Consider the following 19030-nt stretch of genomic DNA (forward strand, 5'->3'; position numbering starts at 1 on the left):
CCCCGGCGGAGAGCCCGGCTCTAGGTCAACCGCTACCACTGGGCAATTCTTTGAGCCTTCTGACCACCTCATCAACATCTAAGGGGATACCGTATACTTTCTTAAAAAATCTTACCACGTACTCTACGTCCCTCCTCAACAACCTCTCAGCTAGCGGGCTATCTTTCTCTACGTACTGTGGCCAATCTATTATGAAGGCCTCAGAGGTAGAGGGAACTACTATTATGTTATACTCGCTCAAGTCGCCGTGCACTATACCTACGTCTTTGTACGCGATTTCTATTGTAACCAGCACGTCCTCAAGTGCCTTTAAAGGGTCGGGGATGTCGGGCTTGGTGTAAAGTTCGACGGCCCCCTCTATCAGTTCGGTGACCACTACGTGCCTACTCTTATCAACAGGTTTGGGAACCTTCGCGCCCCTAGGATATAACTCTTTGAGTGCCGCGAACTCCCTGCTAGCCGACACCTTAGACTGGAGGAGCCAACTGTCCTCCAATTTGTAAGGCCTGTTCCTTGCCACGTGCCTAAAGCTCTTCCTTCCGACCCTGTGAAACTTAACCGCAAGCCTCTTTCCGCCGGGGGCTATTCCGAGATATACGTCGCTCTCCTTCCCGACCCCTATCTTGTCGCCTATCTCGGCTAAGACCCCCCTCTTCATGAGGGTATGAATGGCCAAGACGTCGTAGGCCAAAATGGTGAGCCTGTATCCCAAACTGCTCCCGCTCATCCTCCTCAAGAGCTTGAGCTTGTTGAGGTGGTAGAGACTCCTCTCCAACCTGTGAAGGGGGAGTTTGGTCTCCTTCTCGAGGATCTCCACCGGGACGAACTCATGCGTCTTAAGTCTCCTCTCAATTGCCTTGAGAACCTTTATGTCGTCCTCTGTCAGTTGAGCATATATCTCCTTCAGGTTCAACTGGCTCCCCGGAGAGCGCCTCTAGGAATTGTTGTAAGTTTTCCGTGACCTTTACCTTGGAGTTCTCCAGAGTCTTCGGGACGTCGCTGTAACCCACAGCAACGGACATCCTATCGATGATCTCGCTTAACTCGGCGAACCACTCGAGCTCCTCGTCGCCGTGCGGGACTACCGCGGTGAACTTCACCCCTCTCGCCTCGCCCCCCACGCTTACGTTTCCCTTTGGAACGTGAATTGAGTCCGTCACCTCCATCAACTCCCTCTCCAGCGGGGTATGGGGCTCCACCTTCAGCTCGATACCTTGGAACTCTTCAAGGTTTACGGGCTTTAACACCTCGTCTCCTACGAGCTCTGCTAGTCTTATGGCGGTGTCTACGCTCACGTCCTTGTTACCCCTTATGTAGTCGTACACGGACTTCCGACTGACCCCCAAGTAGTTGGCCAACTCACCCATGCTTATCCCCATCTCCTCACATAACTCCTTCAACCTCTTGCTGTCTATAGATACCGTGAAGATAGATTTTTTCTTCCTTATGTAGATCTTGTTCCCCTTCAGTATGTTTTCGAACGTCTCTAAATTCACCACCGCGACTCCGTACTTCTCGTAAACGACGTCCTCTAAGAGCTCCTCGTCTCCGGACTTTTTGGCGACCAGCAAGGGCTTCGCGCCTATACCCTTCGCCAACATCGTCAGCGTCCCTACCTTTCTCTTGCTTACCTTTGCGCTGTTCTCCACACCCAGTACTACGAACACGTCGTCGTTGGACCTCACGACTACGTCGCTCACCTTTCCGTTTTCTATGTATTTATACTTCTCCACGATCCTAACCAAATCCTTTCGGAGGGACATCTTCACCGACCCCCACGAGGCGGGCCACGTCTACCTCGAATATTATGAAAACCAAGCTGGAGAATCGAGTTATTAACCTCTCCAAGTGGTATAACCGTAAGGGTTCTTCCTTGTCTATGCCTACGAGCCTCCTCACGGCCTTTTCATCCCATTCGGAACCTAGTACCTTCACGACCCCCGTGAGCGGCTCGTAGGCCAGTAGCAGAGGTACTCTCACGACCCACTTCATCCAAGAGGGTAATAAGTTTATCATCTCGTTGAGCTCGTCTGTATCCATTAAGTGCTCGCTCCCGTCCCTTAGCTTTATGAGTCTCCTGCCTTCGGCAGCGGCCTTGAGTAGTACCCTTTCTTGGGGCACGCTCTGATTGATCGATCGGAACTCCTCGATGACGTTTCTTACTACTCCGTTCGCGTCCGTCATGCTATCATTTACTTTAACGCTGGAGGGGGAGTTTATAGTAATGTGTATCTACACGCCCTCGCCCTCGAATTCTTTCTCTATTTCGTCCAAGTCTAGCTCGATAACTTCGCCCTCCCGAGCTTCTTGTACTTCCGACTTCCGCTTGACCTCGTCTTTTATCTCCTTCTTCTTGCCCCTGGCTTCGACCTCGACCTCGTCGTTTCCTATCTTGATCTTGGAAACTACGCCCCTCCACTTATATCCGCAGTTGGGACACTCAAAAGAGCCCATTACGGTTACCGTTATCCTTCCTTTGGAGTCCGGAAGGGGCGAGACTAACTGCCACGTCTTCTTGGGTTCACTAACCCTAGTGCCACACTTCGGGCACACGAAGGGGTCTTTCTTTTTCTTGCTCTTCCGCGCCATTCCGAGGTTTCCCGACACCCACGCGCCGGCCTCTGTTTTATTGTAGTACGGTTAACGCCACTCATAAAGGATCATTGAGGGGAGTTGGGTCGGGGGCGCACAACCCATGGTAGATTTGGACAAGGTTCGAGAAGCTATTAGGAGATTTAATGAGAAATACGGAGCAGAGAGCGAGTTGATTGAGGTAAAGAACGATGAGATAGTTGTCCACGTTAAGGGTCACATATGCTTCACGTGCGGGGCGTACGACTACTTCGAGGACTTAGCTTTTGAATTGAGCGACGTGCTAGGGAGGGAGTACGCCGTGGCCGAAGAGAAACAGTTGGAAGACGGCACGTACATCGTTCGCTACTTGCCCGCCGAGAAGGTCGATAAGGTCGTGAGAGAAGCCATGATTGTTATTTATGACAACGTGGAGAAGCTCCGATTGGAAATTCCTAAGAGGGGATAAGACCCTTGGGGAACGTGCGCGACGTAATATTAATGACATTATTGGTCACGCCGAGCGGGGCCTTCAGTCCGGGCCTCCTCTCAGCCAGCGCGGTGGCGGCGGGAGCGGGTAGCGGCGTCTTAGGGGGGATTGCAGTAGCGACCGGGCACGTACTCTTCGAACTCCCTTACGTCTTCTTGTTAACTAAGACTTTGGGGAAGGTTAAGAATGTCTTAGATAAGTACAATAAAGTCCTAGCTCTGGTGGTTTTCGCCTTCGCGCTGTTCTTCGCAAAAGGACTCTTGGAGAGCCCCGACATGCCGAAGGTTACTGTCAACGATGCTCTGATGGCGGGGTTTGTCTTCACAGCGTTTAACGCCTACTTCTTGTTGTGGTGGGTAACAGTAGGCCTCCCGCTGGTCGAGGCCGCGTCGCTGAGCACAACCACCTTCGTTGCTATGTACTTATCGCACGTGTGGATGGATTACGTCTGGTTAGCTGCGCTGGCGGCTTTGGGTGGCAGCGTGGCCAACTTCACTCTAATAAATTACATACTGGCAGCCTTGTTAATGCTCTTCGCCGTAGACGTAGTCACGAAGAGCTTTTTTGGAAAAGGTATTTTGCCGTGAAGCCCGGGGATGACGTCTAGCTGGATTGGCTGAAGGGGATGATGACGGTTTCGGGTCATGACCCTAACAATTCACCATATTCCTTTATCTCGAGTCGGGCCGGGTCCAACGCGCCGTACTTCTCGTAAACCTTGATGAAGGCCTTTGACAGCTCAGCACCTAAGTAGGAGTTAAGTACCAAGGGTACATTCATGTCCACTGCAGTTCTTCTGACCACGTAGTCCACGCTCCTATTGCTCCCTGAAGTGATTACTAAGCCTATTTCCCTTTTAACCAACATTTCTTTTATCTTTGATGAATCGTAGGGCTCATAGCCCTTTACCTCCACTCCTTCTAGCGTTATCACGTGGTACCCCAACTCGGACATCGCGTCAGCTGCCTCCTTCGCCTTAGTCCTGTCTTCATCAAAGACCTCGAGGGAGTAAACTAACACTTTCTTGTCCTTGTTGGGTATATCGTTGGGCACTGCCGACAGCCATGATAATATTAACGCGTCCTCGTAACTCCTCGAGAACGCCGCCACCTCCCCCGTGGAGCGCATCTCGGGACCCAAGTCCGGGTAAGCCCCCTTGAGTTGGGTCCAACTGAACTGGGGCGACTTGACTCCCCATACCTTGGTCGGGGGGACGTACACGCCTTCTCCCAACCCCAAGGTTCCCTCTACCACGACCTTCGCTGAGAGCTCCATCAGGTTGACGTTCCTAGACTTGCTGGAGAAGGGCATACTCCTACTCGCCCTCAAGTTCAGCTCTATCACGTATGGGTCGTTGTTCTTTACTAAGAACTGGATATTGAACGGGCCCCTTATTTCCAGCTCTCTAGCTAAGGTTAACGAGATGTCTAGCATCTTGTTTACTACCTCGTCCTCCAGCCTCGCTGGCGTGACCATCGTAGAGTCCCCAGAGTGAACGCCGGCCGGCTCCACGTGGCTTAAGGGAACTGCCACTACGCTTGCCGAGTCGGAGACCGCGTCCACCTCGGCTTCCCTAGCGCCCACGAAGAACTCCGACACCACCACCGGGTGCTCCCTGCTCACTTCACTCGCTTTCCTCACGAACTCTACTAACTCTTCCCAGCTCCACACCACCTTCATCGCGGAGCCGCTTAGAACGTAGCTGGGCCTAACAATTACAGGAAATCCGACTTCATCGACGAACTTCTTGAGCTCCTCCATACTAGAAGCGCTGACCCACCTAGGCTGTTTGATGTTAAGTTTATCTAACAAGTCGCTGAACTTCTTCCTGTCCTCCGCCGTGTCCACGCTCCTCCCGGGTGTCCCCAGTAAGGGAACGCCCAGCGCCTCTATCTTCTTGTATATTTTGTTGGCTATCTGACCCCCGGCGAACGCTATTACGCCCCACGGCCTTTCTTTCTCAACTACCTTGTAGACCGTCTCCTCCGTTATCTCTTCGAAGTATAGCTTATCGCTCTCGTCCCAATCGGTCGACACGGTCTCGGGGTTGTAGTTGAGCGTTATCACTTCTTCGGCGCCGTACTTTCTTAACGACCTAACTAACGATACCACGGCCCAATCAAATTCTACTGAGATCCCTATCTTGAAGACTCCCGCTCCGAGTACCATAGTCTTGTACCTCTTGTCTGTGAATTTCACGTCATCCTCAGTGCCGTCATAAGTCAAGTACAAGTAGTTAGTTACCGCGGGCCACTCCGCCGCTAGGGTGTCTATCCTCTTAACCTTAGGTAATAGACCAGTCCTTATATCCACCTTCAGTTCCTTGTCACTGAAGCCAAGTATCTTCGAATACTCGTAGTCGGCAGCGCTTCTTTCGATCTCTTTCTTCTGTTCTACCACTTCTTTTATCCAATGTAAGAAGTACTTGTCTACCCCATACGCCTCGTGTACCTCGTCCAGCGTGGCCCCTTCGTATATCGCCTTAGCAGCGTACAGGGGCCAATACGGCTCCCTCTTCCGGAGCTTTTCTAAGGCCTCCTCCTTACTCTTTACCTTTATTGGCTCAAAGTCTGTTATCCCCTCCACCCCTATGTCTAACATCCTAAAGGCCTTCTGGAGGGCCTCTGCAACGTTCCTACCAATCGCCATTACCTCCCCTACACTCTTCATCTCGCTGTCGAGACTTTTTTCAACGCCTTCGAATTTATCCAAATCCCACCTTGGAACCTTAATCACGACGTAGTCTAAACTGGGTTCGAAGCAAGCACACGTGGCACCGGTGACTTTGTTCAGGATTTCCCAAAGTTTGTAGCCCAGCGCCAGTTTCGCAGCGACGTACGCCAACGGATATCCGGTAGCCTTGCTCGCTAGGGCGCTCGACCTACTCATCCTGGGGTTCGTCTCTATAACGTAATAAGTCTCGCCGCGCGGGTCGAGGGCCAGCTGGACGTTCCCTTCCCCAACTAATCCAATGACTTCTGCCACCCTAATTGAGGCATCTCTCAATATCTGGTACTCTCTGTTGGTTAACGTCTGACAAGGCGCTATCACCACTGAGTCGCCCGTGTGGACCCCCATGGGATCTAAGTTCTCTAAGCACGCCACAGCTACCGAATTGTTGTATGCATCCCTAACCACCTCAAATTCTATCTCCTTCCAATGGTGGAGGTACTTCTCTACCAGCACTCTCCCGACCGCGCTCTGCGCGAAAGCCCTCACGACCCACTTCTCGAGTTCTCTTCTATTCCATGCAATGAAGCTGCCCTTACCGCCCAAGGTGAACGCTATCCTCACTATTACCGGATATCCCAACCTTTCCGCTATCTCCAACGCTTCGTCCACATTACTCGCCGCCTCGCTAGGGGGCATTGGGATTCCGTTTTCCTTCATAGTCTTGGCAAACAGAGTCTTGTCGGTGGCTTTCTTTATACCCTCTATGGGCGTTCCTATCACCTTCACGCCGTACTTCTGCAAGACGCCGCTTTCCCAGAGCTCCACCCCTAACGTGAGGGCCGTCTGTCCGCCGAAGCCTATGAGTATGCCGTCGGGCCTCTCGGCCTCAATTATTTTTTCTAGTATGTCCCTCCTCAGCGGAACGAAGTACAACTTGTCGCTCATCTCTTTGGTGGTTTGAACTGTCGCCACGTTAGGGTTTACTAGTATGGTTTCTATACCTTCCTCGCGGAGGGCCTTCAGCGCTTGGCTCGTGCTATAATCGAACTCGGCCGCCTCGCCTATCTTGATTGCGCCGGAGCCTATAATCAAAACGCTCCTCAAGTCGTTCATTGAGCCTTCACCTCAGAGGCGAACTTGTCGAAAATCCACAAGGTGTCGTGAGGACCCGGGGAGGATTCTGGGTGGAACTGGACGCTGAAAACTGGCCTCTTCGGGTCCTTGCTTATCACCCCCTCGAGGGTGTTGTCATCAGGGTTCACGAACCACTTCCTAAACTTTACGTTGTCTATAGTTTTCGGGTCCACCGCGTATCCGTGGTTCTCGCTAACTATGAAGCACCTCCCCTCTGAGTCCTTGACGGGCTTGTTAACCCCCCTATGACCGTACTTCATTTTGTAAACCCGGCCTCCGAAGGTCATGTTTAGGATTTGATGACCTAAGCATATGGCTAGGATGGGCAGTCCGAGTTCGTATGCGGCCTCTACGAACTTGTGTAAGTTATACTTCTCCATCGCCATCGTGGGGTTTCCAGGGCCGTTGGCGAGCACAACTCCTTTAACTTCATCCAGTATCTTTAGCCCTTCTCCGCAAGGGACTCTGATCACCTTGAGGCCTCGAGAAGCGAGCTCCCTTACGATTCCGTATTTGACTCCACAATCCAAGAGCGCGACCGGCTCGCCCGAGCCGTGTTCCATCACCTTAGGGGGGCGCACTGAGGAGACGTAATCAACCTCGTCGTACCTCGGCGCGCTTTCCAGTGCCCTTATCGCATCTTCCACGTCTCCGGTAGTGGTAATGGCGCCCATCATCACTCCTTTTTCCCTTATCTTTTTGACCAACATCCTAGTGTCCACGCCTTGAATGCCCGGCACGCCCTCTTCCTTGAACCACTCGTCCAAATCCTTAACCGACGCCCAGTGGTTGGGTTTGGTCAACCTAGCTATTACGAAGCCCTCTACCTTTATACCGTTAGATTCATAGTGGAGAGGTAAGTTGCTCTTTGGATCAATAATGTTGGGGTCGGGCACGCCGTAGTTGCCGACCATGGGGTGAGTCATAATCAGTATTTGACCTTTGTAGGAAGGGTCCGTGAGCGCTTCTGGGTAGCCGTTCATCGTGGTGGTGAAGACTACCTCCCCGACCCTAACGGCCCGGGCACCGAACGCGCAGCCCTCGAATATGCTTAGGTCCTCTAGCACTAAGAACGCCTTATCCCCTCGACATCTCAATAGGACCCGCGTCTGAAGGCTTCAAAGGGGGTTTATATAGTATAACTAAAGCTTCTTCAATCACATGTCTAAACATGCATAAGCGATATATGCACTCGGGCGCCCCGGCTTGGGGTGGGCTTCCAGTGAGCGAAATATACATAATTTCGGCCGTGAGGACGCCGATAGGCAAGTTCCTCGGCTCGCTGAGCGGAATCCCCGCTCCAGACTTAGCCGCCATAGCCGCTAAAGAGGCAATAAAGAGGGCCGGAATAGAGCCCAAGGACGTAGACTTCTACGCGTTCGGTAACGTGATAGGGGCGGCTGTAGGTCAAAACCCCGCCCGCAGAACCGCGTTGTTAGCGGGCATCCCATACGAAGTGGACGGCCATACGGTAAACTTGGTCTGTTCTTCGGGAATGATGGCAATGATAGACGCTATAAGGGCCTTCAAGGCCGGAGACGCGAAAATAGCCCTCGTAGGCGGCATGGAAAGTATGAGCAGGGCTCCCCTCTGCCTGCCTCCCGAAGCTAGGAGCGGGATAAAGCACTTGGTAGGAAGGGAGGCAAAGCTCATAGACACCATGGTACTGGACGGACTAACCGACTCTTGGAACTGGCAGCTAATGGGCGTAGAAGCGGACATGACTGCTAAGAAGTACGGAGCGAAGAGGGAAGAACTGGACTGGATCGCTTATCAGAGCCACATGAGGGCGGCCAAAGCGACCGACGAAGGAATTTTTGAGAAGGAGATTGTGCCGATAGAGGTTAAGACTAAGAAAGGCGTCGTAACGATAAAAAGCGACGAGGGGATTAGGAGGGACACCAGCCCAGAGAAGTTAGCCAAGCTTCCCCCGGCCTTCACGCCCGACGGGGTACACACAGCCGGCAACAGCTCCCAACTGAGCGACGGCGCGGCCGCTCTGATAATGGCTCCAGAAGAAGTCGTGAACGAGTACGGCCTCAAGCCCGTAGCTAGGGTCCTAGCCTACGACATAGTGGGTTTGAAGCCTGAAGACTTCGTGGAGGCGCCAGTTCCCGGAATAAAGAGGATATCAGAAAAGGTCGGCGTTAAGCCAGACGACTGGGACCTCTACGAGGTCAACGAGGCGTTTGCAATAAGCTTGTGGTTGCCTCACCACCTCTTAGGAATACCTTACGAGCGGATGAACGTACACGGCGGCGCCATAGCGATAGGCCACCCCTTGGGCGCCTCCGGCGCCAGAATAGTAGTAACCTTGATTAACGCTCTAAAGACCCACAACAAGAGCCGGGGGGTCGCGACCCTCTGTCACGGAACTGGAGGGGGGAGCACCCTAGCGATCGAAGTGTTTTAAGCCCGGCTCCGACTCGCGACGTCCTTTGTTAAAGGATCATCAATTAGAAGCCTTATTCGACTGAGGATCCCTCACTACTGGAAATAAAGTATTTAAATAGAATTGCCCCGCTCGTCTGCGGGAGGGAAGCCTTGAAGGCGAAGTGTCCCGTGTGCGGCGCCGAGATAGAGCTCCCCGACGACGTCATGGACGGAGAGATAGTGGAGTGTCCCCAATGCGGCGCCACCCTGGAGGTCAAGAAGAGTGGGGACAAGGTGGAACTGAAGGTAGCCGAAGAAGTGGGAGAGGACTGGGGCCAGTAGCGAGCAGGGGGTGGAGGTGAGGTGGTTCCACCTCGTTGTGAAGGTCTATTATGATTTGCCCCGTGTCGAAGAGAAGCTGATAATAAAGTCGTTAGAGTCCCACGGACTTGAGACGGTTCCCGTCAACGTAACCAAGGAGCCGTTGCCCCTACAAGGCATAGAAGAACACGTACCAATAGTACGAGCCGTAAGCATGTTCAGATCTACTTACACCTCGGCTGTCCTCGAAGCAAACGGCATGAAACCCATAAACAGTGCTTACACAATCATGTTCTCCGGAGACAAGGTTCTAACGTACTCAGCCCTGGCATCTCACGGGATACCCATACCCAAGACCGTGATAGCCCTCAACGGGGACTCTACCGAAAAGGCTTACGCCAGCGTGGGGTTCCCACTCGTGGACAAGCCCCCTATAGGGAGCTGGGGGAGGCTGGTGAGCTTAGTAAGGGACTGGCACGAAGCCAAGATCGTAATAGAACATAGATCTATGATGAACAGCCCCCAAATGAAGGTACACATAGTTCAAGAATACGTCAAAATGCCGGAGAACAGAGACATAAGGTGTTTCGTAATTGGGGGTAACTGCTTGGGCTGTATCTACCGCGTACCCAGCGAGGGCGAGTGGAGGTCCAACGTAGCCCTCGGAGGGAAGGTGAGGGCCTTGAAGGACTCGACGGAGCCGTGCGAGCTGGCGGTAAAGGCCGCGGAGGCTCTGAAGGGAGAAGTGGTATCGATAGATATCTTTGAAGGGAAGGAAGGATACTTAGTGAACGAGGTGAACGGCGTCCCGGAGTTTAAAGGGTTTATGAAGGCTACGGGTATTAATGTGGGAGACGAAATAGCGAAGTACGTCTACGAGAGGGTTAAGAGATGAGTTTATCAAGCGGCCACCGCGCGGGGGCAAGTTTTTGTACGTGAAACAAACTCTAGGAACCCAGCTCCTCGAAACCCTTCCTCAACCTTCTCCACGTCTCGTTCAGAGCTTCGGGAAGCACCTTCGTCCTCGATATTATGGTCATAAAGTTCGCGTCCCCGCACCACCGGGGGACCACGTGTAGGTGTAAGTGACCGGGTATGCCCGCGCCGGCCGCCCTCCCTAAGTTCCAACCCGCGTTGATGCCCTCTGGCCTGTACTCTCTTCTAAGGACTTCGACCGAACGCTTGAATAGCTTCACCATCTCGAGGATCTCGGCGTCGTCCATTTCAGTTACGTCGCTTACATGTCGATAAGGGACTATCATGAGATGACCCGTGTTATAGGGAAAAGCATTCAACACCACGTAGTTGTATTTCCCTCTGTATAGTATTAGAGCTTCCTCGTCGTCCATGTTCGGAAGCTCGCAGAACACGCACTTCCCCTCCTCCTTGCCGGCCTTCTCTACGTACTGCATCCTCCACGGCGTCCACAGTACGTCGAACACCTGGCCTCACCTCGTTAGCAACCAACGAATAGGTATATCTCCTATGAGCAGCGCCACTAGGAGTCCCCCAGTGATGTAGATAATGAAAGGTATACCATAAGTGACGAATATCTTCTCGTCCTCGCTCAAGAAGCCAGCATCCACGAACTCTTTAATCTTCCTTTGATGATCTTCGTACTCTTCGTCTATAGAGAAAGTGGTTCGGAGGAGGCGTTCTACTTTATCGTCTTTATATTGTACCAATTCCAGCGGGAACCAGAATTTCATTTTAAAATAATCCTTCACTTTGACTACTCTAGCTGAGGTCGCTAGGCGCAAGAGCTTTAAGCCTGTAACGTTTAATTCCTTCGCGTGTGAGACGAAGTCGTCGTTTAACAGGTTGGAAATCAACCTCAAGGGGACCCACAAGGCGGCCAGGATCGTTGAGTAAAGCAAGGTTAGCAGAGGTACTGGCAGCAGCGCCCTAGGGCCGCCCAACGCGAAGGGGTACCAAGGCATGTCTACCGTTATGAATAGGAAAGCGAGTACGTCAGCCCCGCCCATCATGTTCCTTAACATTAGAAGGGCGAGTACCAGAATTATTATCGCTCCGCTCAAGAATGAAAAGACTACGTAGTCCCCCAAGCCGGCGGAACTCAGGGTAACCGCCTCGTAAAGGGATGCCGGGAGCGCGAGAAGCGCTGCGGTCGCCCAGAGCTTCGGCGGTATTTCTCTGGTCTTCCAATCGAGGTACGAGGCGTAACTCAGAACAACCAACGCCAACGCTGTTCTGTAGACGTCCAACAACCACAAGTCCATTGGAGTGCCCCAAGGGGTTACGCCCGGGGCGTATAACCTCGGCTGGCTTTTCCTCAGTCATTTGAGGTCCTGCTACCGGGCATGAGTCCTCATTGGCAGTGTAAGGAGAACGGGGGCGTGGTGCGGGGGGTGGGATTTGAACCCACGCCGGCCTACGCCAGCGGGTCTTGAGCCCGCCCCCTTCGACCTGGCTCGGGCACCCCCGCTCCACAGTGCGGGTCACACCTAGGATTATTAAGTTTGGGTCATCCCCCTTCCCTTGAAGACTCTAACATCCTTTCGTAGGTTTTCATCATCACTTTTACGAAGATCTTGTAAGCCCTCTCAGGGGGGAGTTCGGGGACTGCGGGCAGCTCTTCCGTCCACACGCTCGAGTAAGCGCTCCTTACCCTCTCTGACGTGACGATCTCTAGTTCCCCGAGCTTGCGCTCCAACTCTTGCTGAATTTTGTATAGCACGTTCGCCAGCTTGGGCGAGAACCTCCACATGTGTCTCTCGAAGAAGTCTTCCCAAGGCATATCGTACTCGAAGCGACGGTAAGAAGCCTTGATAGCTTCCTCTATTATACCCGGGTCCTCGACCTCATTCCAAACGCTCTCGTCCAACTCGTGGAGGGTTTTGTAAGGGCAGAAAGTACACGCCACGCGGGGGAGGCCCTTTAGGTAGTCTGGGTGGACGGCGTTGACCTCCCTAACTATCTTGACCACGTCGATAAGGGTCAGTAGGAATATGGGCCTCACCTTCTTGAAGTCGAACACCTTAGGGGTCGTAGGAGAGTGGAAAGACAGCCTCTTGAACCTCTTGATGGACTCGAACATGCGTTCGCCGTCAGCCCTCACGTAGTCCTTCATCTCCTTCAATACCTTCCTTATCGGCTTTACTTTTTGTGTAGTACACCACCTGTTCCCCCTGAAGGGCATCCCCTGCTTCAACATGTTTCTCATGATCTCCCTGTCAGCTTCTACCACCACTAACTTGACGCCTAGTCGGTTCGCAACTTTCTCGACGAAATCCACGTTTCGTGGGTTTTCTAGGTAGCTTACATGGGAATAGAGGAGCGTGACGTCGGCGCCCAAGTCGCTTAAGACCTTGGCCGCCGCGACGCTGTCCTTACCCCCAGAGAAGTTCAACACTACCTTAATGTTGGGCGGGACCTTCTCGGACAACCACCTCAAGTACCCTTCGTAGTCTCCTGCAACGGAGACGAAGGGCCACTTTATGTCTTCGAAGAACCTACCGAAATTTAGCGTAATGCCAGAAACTTTCAACATATTGCCATCAATAAAGTCGTTAATTCTAATTGCCTTGCGAACGTCTAACCAAAGGTAGACGTCGTCGTTTATCCCGGTAAATTCGGCCGAGTCGACGAGCCACGACGCCACTCTCTTCACCTTTATCTCGGGATAGCGTTCCATTGAGGTGCACCGTAACCTTAACACGCGACGAAAGGTATTTTAAGCGTAGCACGCACACCGTGCGATAAGCTTTTATAATGTTCGCGAGAGCAGAACCCGGAGCCGGGTCGTCTAGCGGCCAAGGATGCGGGGCTTTGGCCCCCGTGACCGGGGTTCGAATCCCCGCCCGGCTACCACTTATCCATTCCCTCCCACAACTACAAAGCCTCAAGCGAGCTTTATTATGGTCCACGGGACCCCGCGGTGGGAGCGGAGGCCTTGTCGGTAAACTTCAGGCACGTGGGAGTAAGGGGGGTCAAGCCCCCGATCGGTACGTGCAACGACCCCGAGTGTCCTTGGCACGGACATCTAAAGGTAAGGGGCACCATTTTGGAGGGTGTAGTAGTCAAGAAGAAGATGAATAAGGCTGTGGTAGTACGCCACGAGTACTTGTACTACAACAGGAAGTACCAGAGGTACGAGAGGAGGAAGAGTAACATCCACGCCCGCTTGCCGCCCTGCCTCGCGGACGAGATAAAGGAAGGCGACGTCGTAGTTATTGGAGAGACGCGTCCCCTGGCTAAGAGTATAAGCTTCGTAGTCCTCGGCAAGAAGGCAGGGGGTGAAGAGTAATGGTAAAGGCGTCAGCGAACAAGTCGCGTAGAAAGGTAGTAACCGGCCTCCAAGTGGGCAGCTACGTGAAGGTTACGGACAACAGCGGGGCAAAGGTCGCCATGATTATCGGCGTGCCCGGCTACCACGGCAGGCTAAGGAGGATTCCTCCGGCGGGCGTGGGCGACATGGTGGTAGTGACTGTAAAGAAGGGAACGCCCGAAATGAGGCACCAGGTAGTTAGAGCGATAGTCGTTAGGCAGAGGAAGCCTTTCAGAAGGCCCGACGGCACTTGGGTTGCTTTCGAGGACAACGCGGTGGTCATCGTAAGCGAAGACGGCACGCCGAGGGGGTCGGAGATAAGGGGACCGGTCGCCCGCGAAGCGGTGGAAAGGTGGCCCAGGATAGGCAACGTGGCCAGCATAGTCGTGTGAGGTGAGCGCCGTGCCTATCCCCAAGTCCAAGAAGCCCAGCAAGCAGAGGAAGTTCCTCTACAACGCTCCCTTGCACTTGAGGCATAAGTTCATGAACGCCCCCCTCAGCAAGGAGCTGAGGGAGAAGTACGGCGTCAAGAGGTTGCCGGTGAGAAAGGGCGACACCGTAAAGATCGTCAGAGGGAAGTTCAGGGGCCACGAAGGAACGGTCGCCAAGGTAGACCTAAAGAAAGCGAGGATATACGTAGACGGCGCAACGATAGAGAACTCGAGGGGCGAGCAGAGGTTCTACCCCATCCACCCTTCGAAAGTGATTATAACCAAGCTAGGTGAGGTCGACAAGGTAAGGCAAAAGATAATAGAGAGGAGGAAGAAGGAGGTGAAGTAAAGTGGCAAGGGTAGGTGGAGGTAAAAGGCACCTAAAGAGGCTCGCCGCCCCGGCCTTCTGGCCCATTCATAGAAAGGAGGCCGTCTGGGCGGTAAAGCCCCGGCCGGGTCCCCACCCCATAGAGGAGAGCATACCGCTACTGATACTCGTCAGGGACGTGCTCGGATACGCCGAGACCTCTAGGGAAGCGAGGAAGTTGATAGCAGAGGGCAGAATAAAGGTTGATGGAAGAGTAAGGAAGGACTACAAGTTCCCCGTAGGCGCCATGGACGTAATAGAGATCGTAGGGGCCGACGAGTACTACCGCATGATCCCGTACCCAGTCAAGTACCTAGTACCCATGAGGATAGATGCAGAAGAGGCCAAGAAGAAGATCTGTAGAATAGAAAACAAGGTGACAGTTAAGGGCGGTCACGTCCAGTTGAACTTACACGACGGCAGGAACGTGTTGATAAGGGTAGAAGACCCGCGCAACCCCGTAGAGGCCCAAGAGTACAAGACCTTGGGCGGCTTACTCATAACGGTGCCCGAGCAAGAGATCTTGGACTACGTCCCCTTCGAGGAGGGAGTAATCGCAATAGTGAAGTCTGGGAGGAACGTAGGAAGGGTCGGGAGGATAGAGGAAATCGTGAAAGGGATGGGACGGAAGAAGACTCTAGTTAAGATGAGGGACGTACACGACGAAGTGTTTTACACCGTCGCTGAGTACGTATTCCCAATAGGGAAGGAAGAGCCCTTGATAAAGTTGCCGGAGGGTGCTTGGAAATGAGCGCGGAGTTGGAAGTTAAGCGCTTAGAGGTTCCCCTCCCTCCCGAAAGGGTTGAAGAGATACTGAAGAGGTGGGAACAACAGCCTATGCTGAAGCCCAGGTTAGCCAAAGTGACGGTCAACATCGCCCTGGGCGAGAGCGGCGAACGCTTAGAGAAGGCCTACAACTTGCTAGAGGAGCTAACCGGCCAGAGGCCGGTTAAGCGCAAAGCCAAGAAGACCATAAGGCAATTCGGAATAAGGAGAGGGGAGAACATAGCAGTCATGGTTACCTTGAGGGGACAAAGAGCTGTGGAATTCCTAAAGAAGGCCTTAGAGGCTGTCGGGTGGAAGATCAAAGCCTCCAGCTTCGACGAGTTCGGCAACGTAGGCTTCGGCATAAGGGAGCACATACAGATACCCGGCACGCGCTACGACCCCAGAGTAGGTATATTCGGCATGGACGTGATTCTGACAATAGAAAGACCCGGCTACAGGGTGGCCAGGAGGAGGAGGGCTAGGTCCAAGATCCCCCGGAGGCACAGGGTCACCAAAGAGGAGAGTATGGTATTCTTGGCCAAGGAGTTCGGCGTAAAGATCGAGGGTTAAAAAAGAACGCGGGAGCGCAAGAGGGGGTGTGAAGAATGGCCAAGTTTAGGCCTCCCAAGTATAGGAGGTTTGGGCGTGGAGCAAGGAGATGTCAGAGGTGCGGTAGCCAAGACGCCGTCATAACTAAGTACGGATTGTACCTCTGTAGGCAATGCTTCCGAGAGGTAGCTCCTACTCTAGGCTTTAAGAAGTACAGGTGAGAGCAATGGTGATGCTCGACACTCTCGCGAACGCCCTCACCACAATATACAACAACGAAGTTAGGGGCAACAAAGAAGCAATAATAATGCCCGCTTCCAAGTTGATCGCCAACGTACTAAGGATAATGCAGAAGGAAGGCTACGTGGGCGAGTTCGAATACATAGACGACGGACGGTGGGGCAAGATAAGGGTGAGGCTGCTGGGCAGGATTAACAAGTGTGGCGCAATAAAGCCCAGGGTGTCCGTGAGCTACAGAGACCTACTGGTCTTGCCGGAGCACTTGAGGAGGTTCTTGCCGTCCAAGGACGTGGGCATTCTGATAATAAGCACCTCCCAAGGACTGATGACCCATAAGGAGGCCATACAGAAGAGGGTAGGCGGAATAGCTATCGCATACGTCTATTAACCTTTTGTTGTCCCTTCCACACAAAAATCTCCATTCGCTCTTTAGAACCCGGGCTCGAGTGCCTTGAGGGTCTTGGACCTCGTAGGGAGAGAGATAGTTTGGTGTCCTCCTAATAGCACCTTAAAAGAGGTCGTACACAAGATGAGGGCTCACAACGTCGGCAGCGTCTTGATACTTAACGGCGACGAGCTCGTGGGCATTTTCACCGAAAGGGACCTAGTAAGGGCCTTCGACGAGGGGGCTAAGCCCGAAGACCTTGTCAGCGACTTCATGACGCGTAACCCTATAGTTGTGAACCCGGAGGAAAGCTTGGAGAGCGCACTACAGAAAATGTTGGCACACGGGATTAGGCACTTGCCCGTAGTGTCGCCAGAAGGCAGAGTCCTAGGAGTGGTGAGCTTGAGAGACGTAGTAGAGGCCTTACTGGCGCAGCAAACGCCTATCTGAGCTAAAACCTCGCCCGGCGCGGGCCTCTCGAGATGAAAAAGAAGGCAAGCATGAACTATCTCGACGTCGTAGCTTGGATAAGGAAGAACGAAGATCTAATAGGGTCGACAGTCCAAAACGTCTACTACAAGGACGGCCTAATGTGGATGAAGCTGAAGGGAAAGGGGAGCGGCACTAAGGCGTTGATCGCGGAGCCGGGGAGGAGGATCCACCTAACGCCCTCTCCTCCGGAAGCCCCGGAGAGGCTTCACCCCTTCGCCGGGGGGCTACGCAAGTTCTTGAAATCCGCCAAGTTGACTTCGATCAAGACCGTAGGTTACGACAGAGTCGTCGAGATGAACTTCTCCAAGGGGGGTGAGGTCTACAAACTGATGATAGAGCTGGTGCCCAGAGGGGTTATTGCCCTTCTTGACCCCGAGAACAAAATACTCTACGCCAACGAATACAAAGAGATGAGGGATAGATCGATAAAGAGGGGTGAGTTATACAAGCCACCTCCAGGGCCGACCTTCGACCCCTTCAACGACTTGGAGGAGTTAGGAGAAAGGATAAAGAAGGGTAAGGACGTAGTCAGGGGGCTGGTAATAGGTCAGAAGGTGCCGGGAGACGTAGCCGAGGAAGTGCTGTTCAGAGCTGGGGTCGCTAAGGACAAAAAGCCCAGCGAGGTAAGCCTAGAAGAATTGGAAAGGATTAAAGCAAAAATTAGGGAAGTGTACGAAGAGGCGCTGAAAGGGAGGGCATACCTCGTTAGGGCCGAGAGCGAACCAGTGGCCTTCGAGCCCTTCGAGCCGCGGCTGTTTATTTCCCAAGGTTATCACGCATCGGAAGGCGACCTAGATCAAATAATAGACGAGTACTTTGCGAACGTGAAGAGCGAAGAGCTGGAAGAAACCTTAGAGGAGAGGGTAAGAAAGGAAGTAGAGAAACTGAGGAAAGCTATGGAAGAGCAGCTCCGCTTGGCGGAAGAGTACAAGAAGCTTTCAGAAAACTACGAGAAGCTCGCCACTCAGTTGGCGGCCAACTACGCTGAAATAGAGGAGGTATTAAAGGACGGCAAGGAATACATTATGAAGTTCGAGGACAAGGAGATCGTGTTGAAACCCGACACGAACCTCGACGAATACATTAGGTCGTTGTTCTCTAAGTCTAAGGAATATGAAAAGAAGTACAAGAGAGCCCTCAAGGCGTACGAAGAGCTCAAAGAAGAGATGGACAAAGTCGAAGAGAAGGTAAAAGAAGAGATAGCTAAGGAGATAGCTAAGTCGAGGAGGAGGGAGTGGTACGAGAAGTACCACTGGTTGATAACGAGCTCCGGGCTGTTGGCGATAGGAGGCAAGGACGCGAGCCAGAACGAAGCGGTGGTGAGGAGGTACTTGGAAGACGACGACATATTCATGCACGCGGAGGTCCAAGGAGCCCCGGCGGTGGTCCTAAAGACTGAAGGAAAGGAGGTGACCGAGAAGGACTTGAGGGAGGCCGCTTTCCTGACCGCGTGTTATTCCAAGGCGTGGAAAGAGGGAAGGGGCTCCGTGGACGTCTTCTACGTCAAGGGCTCGCAAGTGAGCAAGAGTCCTCCTCCCGGACAGTACGTCGCCAAGGGAGCCTTCATAATAAAGGGTAAGAGAGAATACGTCAGAGACGTTCCCTTGAGGCTGGCGCTAGGCGTGGAAATGGTCGAAGGGGGCCCGCGCGTAATTGTGGGGCCCGAAGAGCTAGTGAGGGAGAGGAGCTTCGCCTACGCCGTCTTGGTCCCTGGGGACGTGGAGAAGAGGAAGGTCGCCCAGAAGCTGAAGAGGCTCTGGACCAACAAGCTGAAGGAGCCAGAGCTAAAGGGAGCGATAGAGGGGCTCAGAGAAGAGGAAATAATGGAAAGGATACCGGGAAAAAGTAAGATAGTAAAGGTAGTTGTCCCAATGAGGAAGCCCGAAAAGTCCGAGGAGGGTGAGGTGAGTGCGGGGCTGGGCTGAGGGAAAATATTATCCTCACGGCC

At 53.1% G+C, this 19030-nt stretch carries 23 protein-coding genes and 2 tRNA genes; 15 read left to right on the plus strand and 10 right to left on the minus strand.

The window, feature by feature from the left end; genetic code table 11:
* Nucleotides 1–25: 25 nt before the first annotated feature.
* From IGNI_RS07230 to IGNI_RS07245, 4 genes are read right to left on the minus strand one after another with little or no spacing between them, the layout of a single operon-like run.
* On the minus strand, nucleotides 26–913 hold the full coding sequence (locus tag IGNI_RS07230; protein WP_012123533.1) for an RIO1 family regulatory kinase/ATPase domain-containing protein: 888 nt from the start codon (nucleotides 911–913) through the stop codon (nucleotides 26–28).
* On the minus strand, nucleotides 849–1763 hold the full coding sequence (locus IGNI_RS07235) for a helix-turn-helix domain-containing protein (protein WP_148202293.1): 915 nt from the start codon (nucleotides 1761–1763) through the stop codon (nucleotides 849–851). Before IGNI_RS07235 ends, IGNI_RS07230 begins: the two co-directional genes overlap by 65 nt.
* A complete protein-coding gene (locus tag IGNI_RS07240) occupies nucleotides 1738–2184 on the minus strand; it encodes a DUF61 family protein (RefSeq protein WP_012123535.1) in 447 nt (148 codons plus the stop codon). Before IGNI_RS07240 ends, IGNI_RS07235 begins: the two co-directional genes overlap by 26 nt.
* 48 nt (nucleotides 2185–2232) lie before the next feature.
* The gene (locus tag IGNI_RS07245; RefSeq protein WP_012123536.1) at nucleotides 2233–2589 is read right to left on the minus strand and encodes an RING finger protein; all 357 of its coding nucleotides are present in this window, start codon (nucleotides 2587–2589) and stop codon (nucleotides 2233–2235) included.
* A 175-nt stretch (nucleotides 2590–2764) separates the two neighbouring features.
* On the opposite strand from IGNI_RS07245, the gene IGNI_RS07250 reads away from it, so the two are divergent.
* A complete protein-coding gene (locus tag IGNI_RS07250; RefSeq protein WP_148202294.1) occupies nucleotides 2765–3040 on the plus strand; it encodes a hypothetical protein in 276 nt (91 codons plus the stop codon).
* 14 nt (nucleotides 3041–3054) lie between these two features.
* Nucleotides 3055–3648, plus strand: a complete 594-nt coding sequence (locus IGNI_RS07255) for a LysE family transporter (protein ID WP_238374136.1) — start codon at nucleotides 3055–3057, stop codon at nucleotides 3646–3648.
* Between the two features lie 55 nt (nucleotides 3649–3703).
* On the opposite strand, the gene carB is transcribed toward IGNI_RS07255, so the two are convergent.
* Nucleotides 3704–6847 carry a carbamoyl-phosphate synthase (glutamine-hydrolyzing) large subunit gene (gene carB / locus IGNI_RS07260; protein WP_012123539.1) on the minus strand — a complete coding sequence of 1048 codons (3144 nt, stop codon included), beginning with the start codon at nucleotides 6845–6847 and terminating at the stop codon, nucleotides 3704–3706.
* Nucleotides 6844–7965 carry a glutamine-hydrolyzing carbamoyl-phosphate synthase small subunit gene (gene carA / locus IGNI_RS07265; protein ID WP_012123540.1) on the minus strand — a complete coding sequence of 374 codons (1122 nt, stop codon included), beginning with the start codon at nucleotides 7963–7965 and terminating at the stop codon, nucleotides 6844–6846. The genes carB and carA overlap by 4 nt, the downstream gene beginning before the upstream one ends.
* Nucleotides 7966–8090: 125 nt before the next feature.
* Here carA and IGNI_RS07270 point away from each other — a divergent pair, with 125 nt between their 5' ends.
* The 3 genes from IGNI_RS07270 to lysX all read left to right on the plus strand — a co-directional run bounded on the left by IGNI_RS07270 (nucleotide 8091) and on the right by lysX (nucleotide 10457).
* Nucleotides 8091–9281 carry a thiolase family protein gene (locus IGNI_RS07270; protein ID WP_012123541.1) on the plus strand — a complete coding sequence of 397 codons (1191 nt, stop codon included), beginning with the start codon at nucleotides 8091–8093 and terminating at the stop codon, nucleotides 9279–9281.
* 131 nt (nucleotides 9282–9412) lie between these two features.
* Entirely contained in the window at nucleotides 9413–9583 is a 171-nt protein-coding gene (gene lysW/argW / locus IGNI_RS07275; protein ID WP_012123542.1) for an alpha-aminoadipate/glutamate carrier protein LysW, read from the plus strand.
* A 16-nt stretch (nucleotides 9584–9599) separates the two neighbouring features.
* On the plus strand, nucleotides 9600–10457 hold the full coding sequence (gene lysX, locus IGNI_RS07280; protein ID WP_012123543.1) for a lysine biosynthesis protein LysX: 858 nt from the start codon (nucleotides 9600–9602) through the stop codon (nucleotides 10455–10457).
* 52 nt (nucleotides 10458–10509) lie between these two features.
* Here the strand turns inward: lysX and IGNI_RS07285 are convergent, their stop codons facing one another.
* The 4 genes from IGNI_RS07285 to IGNI_RS07300 form a co-directional block, all read right to left on the minus strand.
* Entirely contained in the window at nucleotides 10510–11004 is a 495-nt protein-coding gene (locus IGNI_RS07285) for an HIT family protein (RefSeq protein WP_012123544.1), read from the minus strand.
* Between the two features lie 6 nt (nucleotides 11005–11010).
* Nucleotides 11011–11802, minus strand: a complete 792-nt coding sequence (locus IGNI_RS07290; RefSeq protein ID WP_012123545.1) for an A24 family peptidase C-terminal domain-containing protein — start codon at nucleotides 11800–11802, stop codon at nucleotides 11011–11013.
* Nucleotides 11803–11920: 118 nt separating this feature from the next.
* A tRNA-Leu gene (locus IGNI_RS07295) sits at nucleotides 11921–12008 on the minus strand.
* A gap of 39 nt (nucleotides 12009–12047) precedes the next feature.
* Nucleotides 12048–13217 (minus strand): phosphoadenosine phosphosulfate reductase family protein, encoded by a 1170-nt coding sequence (locus IGNI_RS07300; protein WP_012123546.1) that lies wholly within the window; start codon nucleotides 13215–13217, stop codon nucleotides 12048–12050.
* A 100-nt stretch (nucleotides 13218–13317) separates the two neighbouring features.
* Between IGNI_RS07300 and IGNI_RS07305 the strand changes: the two genes are divergently transcribed.
* From IGNI_RS07305 to IGNI_RS07345, 10 genes are all read left to right on the plus strand, one after another.
* Nucleotides 13318–13393: transfer RNA gene (locus IGNI_RS07305), tRNA-Gln, on the plus strand.
* Nucleotides 13394–13460: 67 nt separating this feature from the next.
* The gene (locus IGNI_RS07310; protein WP_012123547.1) at nucleotides 13461–13829 is read left to right on the plus strand and encodes a 30S ribosomal protein S17; all 369 of its coding nucleotides are present in this window, start codon (nucleotides 13461–13463) and stop codon (nucleotides 13827–13829) included.
* Complete coding sequence (locus IGNI_RS07315; RefSeq protein WP_012123548.1) at nucleotides 13829–14242, plus strand: 50S ribosomal protein L14; 414 nt, start codon at nucleotides 13829–13831, stop codon at nucleotides 14240–14242. The genes IGNI_RS07310 and IGNI_RS07315 overlap by 1 nt, the downstream gene beginning before the upstream one ends.
* Nucleotides 14243–14252: 10 nt before the next feature.
* The gene (gene rplX / locus IGNI_RS07320; RefSeq protein WP_012123549.1) at nucleotides 14253–14630 is read left to right on the plus strand and encodes a 50S ribosomal protein L24; all 378 of its coding nucleotides are present in this window, start codon (nucleotides 14253–14255) and stop codon (nucleotides 14628–14630) included.
* A gap of 1 nt (nucleotide 14631) precedes the next feature.
* Nucleotides 14632–15399 carry a 30S ribosomal protein S4e gene (locus IGNI_RS07325; RefSeq protein ID WP_012123550.1) on the plus strand — a complete coding sequence of 256 codons (768 nt, stop codon included), beginning with the start codon at nucleotides 14632–14634 and terminating at the stop codon, nucleotides 15397–15399.
* Nucleotides 15396–15986, plus strand: coding sequence for a 50S ribosomal protein L5 (locus IGNI_RS07330; RefSeq protein ID WP_052570585.1), 591 nt, complete (start codon nucleotides 15396–15398; stop codon nucleotides 15984–15986). The genes IGNI_RS07325 and IGNI_RS07330 overlap by 4 nt, the downstream gene beginning before the upstream one ends.
* 35 nt (nucleotides 15987–16021) lie before the next feature.
* Nucleotides 16022–16186: a 30S ribosomal protein S14 gene (locus tag IGNI_RS07610; protein ID WP_012123552.1), complete on the plus strand. Its 165-nt coding sequence runs from the start codon at nucleotides 16022–16024 to the stop codon at nucleotides 16184–16186.
* A 5-nt stretch (nucleotides 16187–16191) separates the two neighbouring features.
* Nucleotides 16192–16593, plus strand: coding sequence for a 30S ribosomal protein S8 (locus IGNI_RS07335; protein WP_012123553.1), 402 nt, complete (start codon nucleotides 16192–16194; stop codon nucleotides 16591–16593).
* A 63-nt stretch (nucleotides 16594–16656) separates the two neighbouring features.
* Nucleotides 16657–17040 (plus strand): CBS domain-containing protein, encoded by a 384-nt coding sequence (locus IGNI_RS07340; RefSeq protein WP_012123554.1) that lies wholly within the window; start codon nucleotides 16657–16659, stop codon nucleotides 17038–17040.
* A gap of 32 nt (nucleotides 17041–17072) precedes the next feature.
* Nucleotides 17073–19007 (plus strand): Rqc2 family fibronectin-binding protein, encoded by a 1935-nt coding sequence (locus tag IGNI_RS07345; protein WP_012123555.1) that lies wholly within the window; start codon nucleotides 17073–17075, stop codon nucleotides 19005–19007.
* Nucleotides 19008–19030: the final 23 nt, after the last annotated feature.

This window comes from Ignicoccus hospitalis KIN4/I, assembly GCF_000017945.1.
GTDB classification, from domain to species: Archaea; Thermoproteota; Thermoprotei_A; order Sulfolobales; family Ignicoccaceae; genus Ignicoccus; species Ignicoccus hospitalis.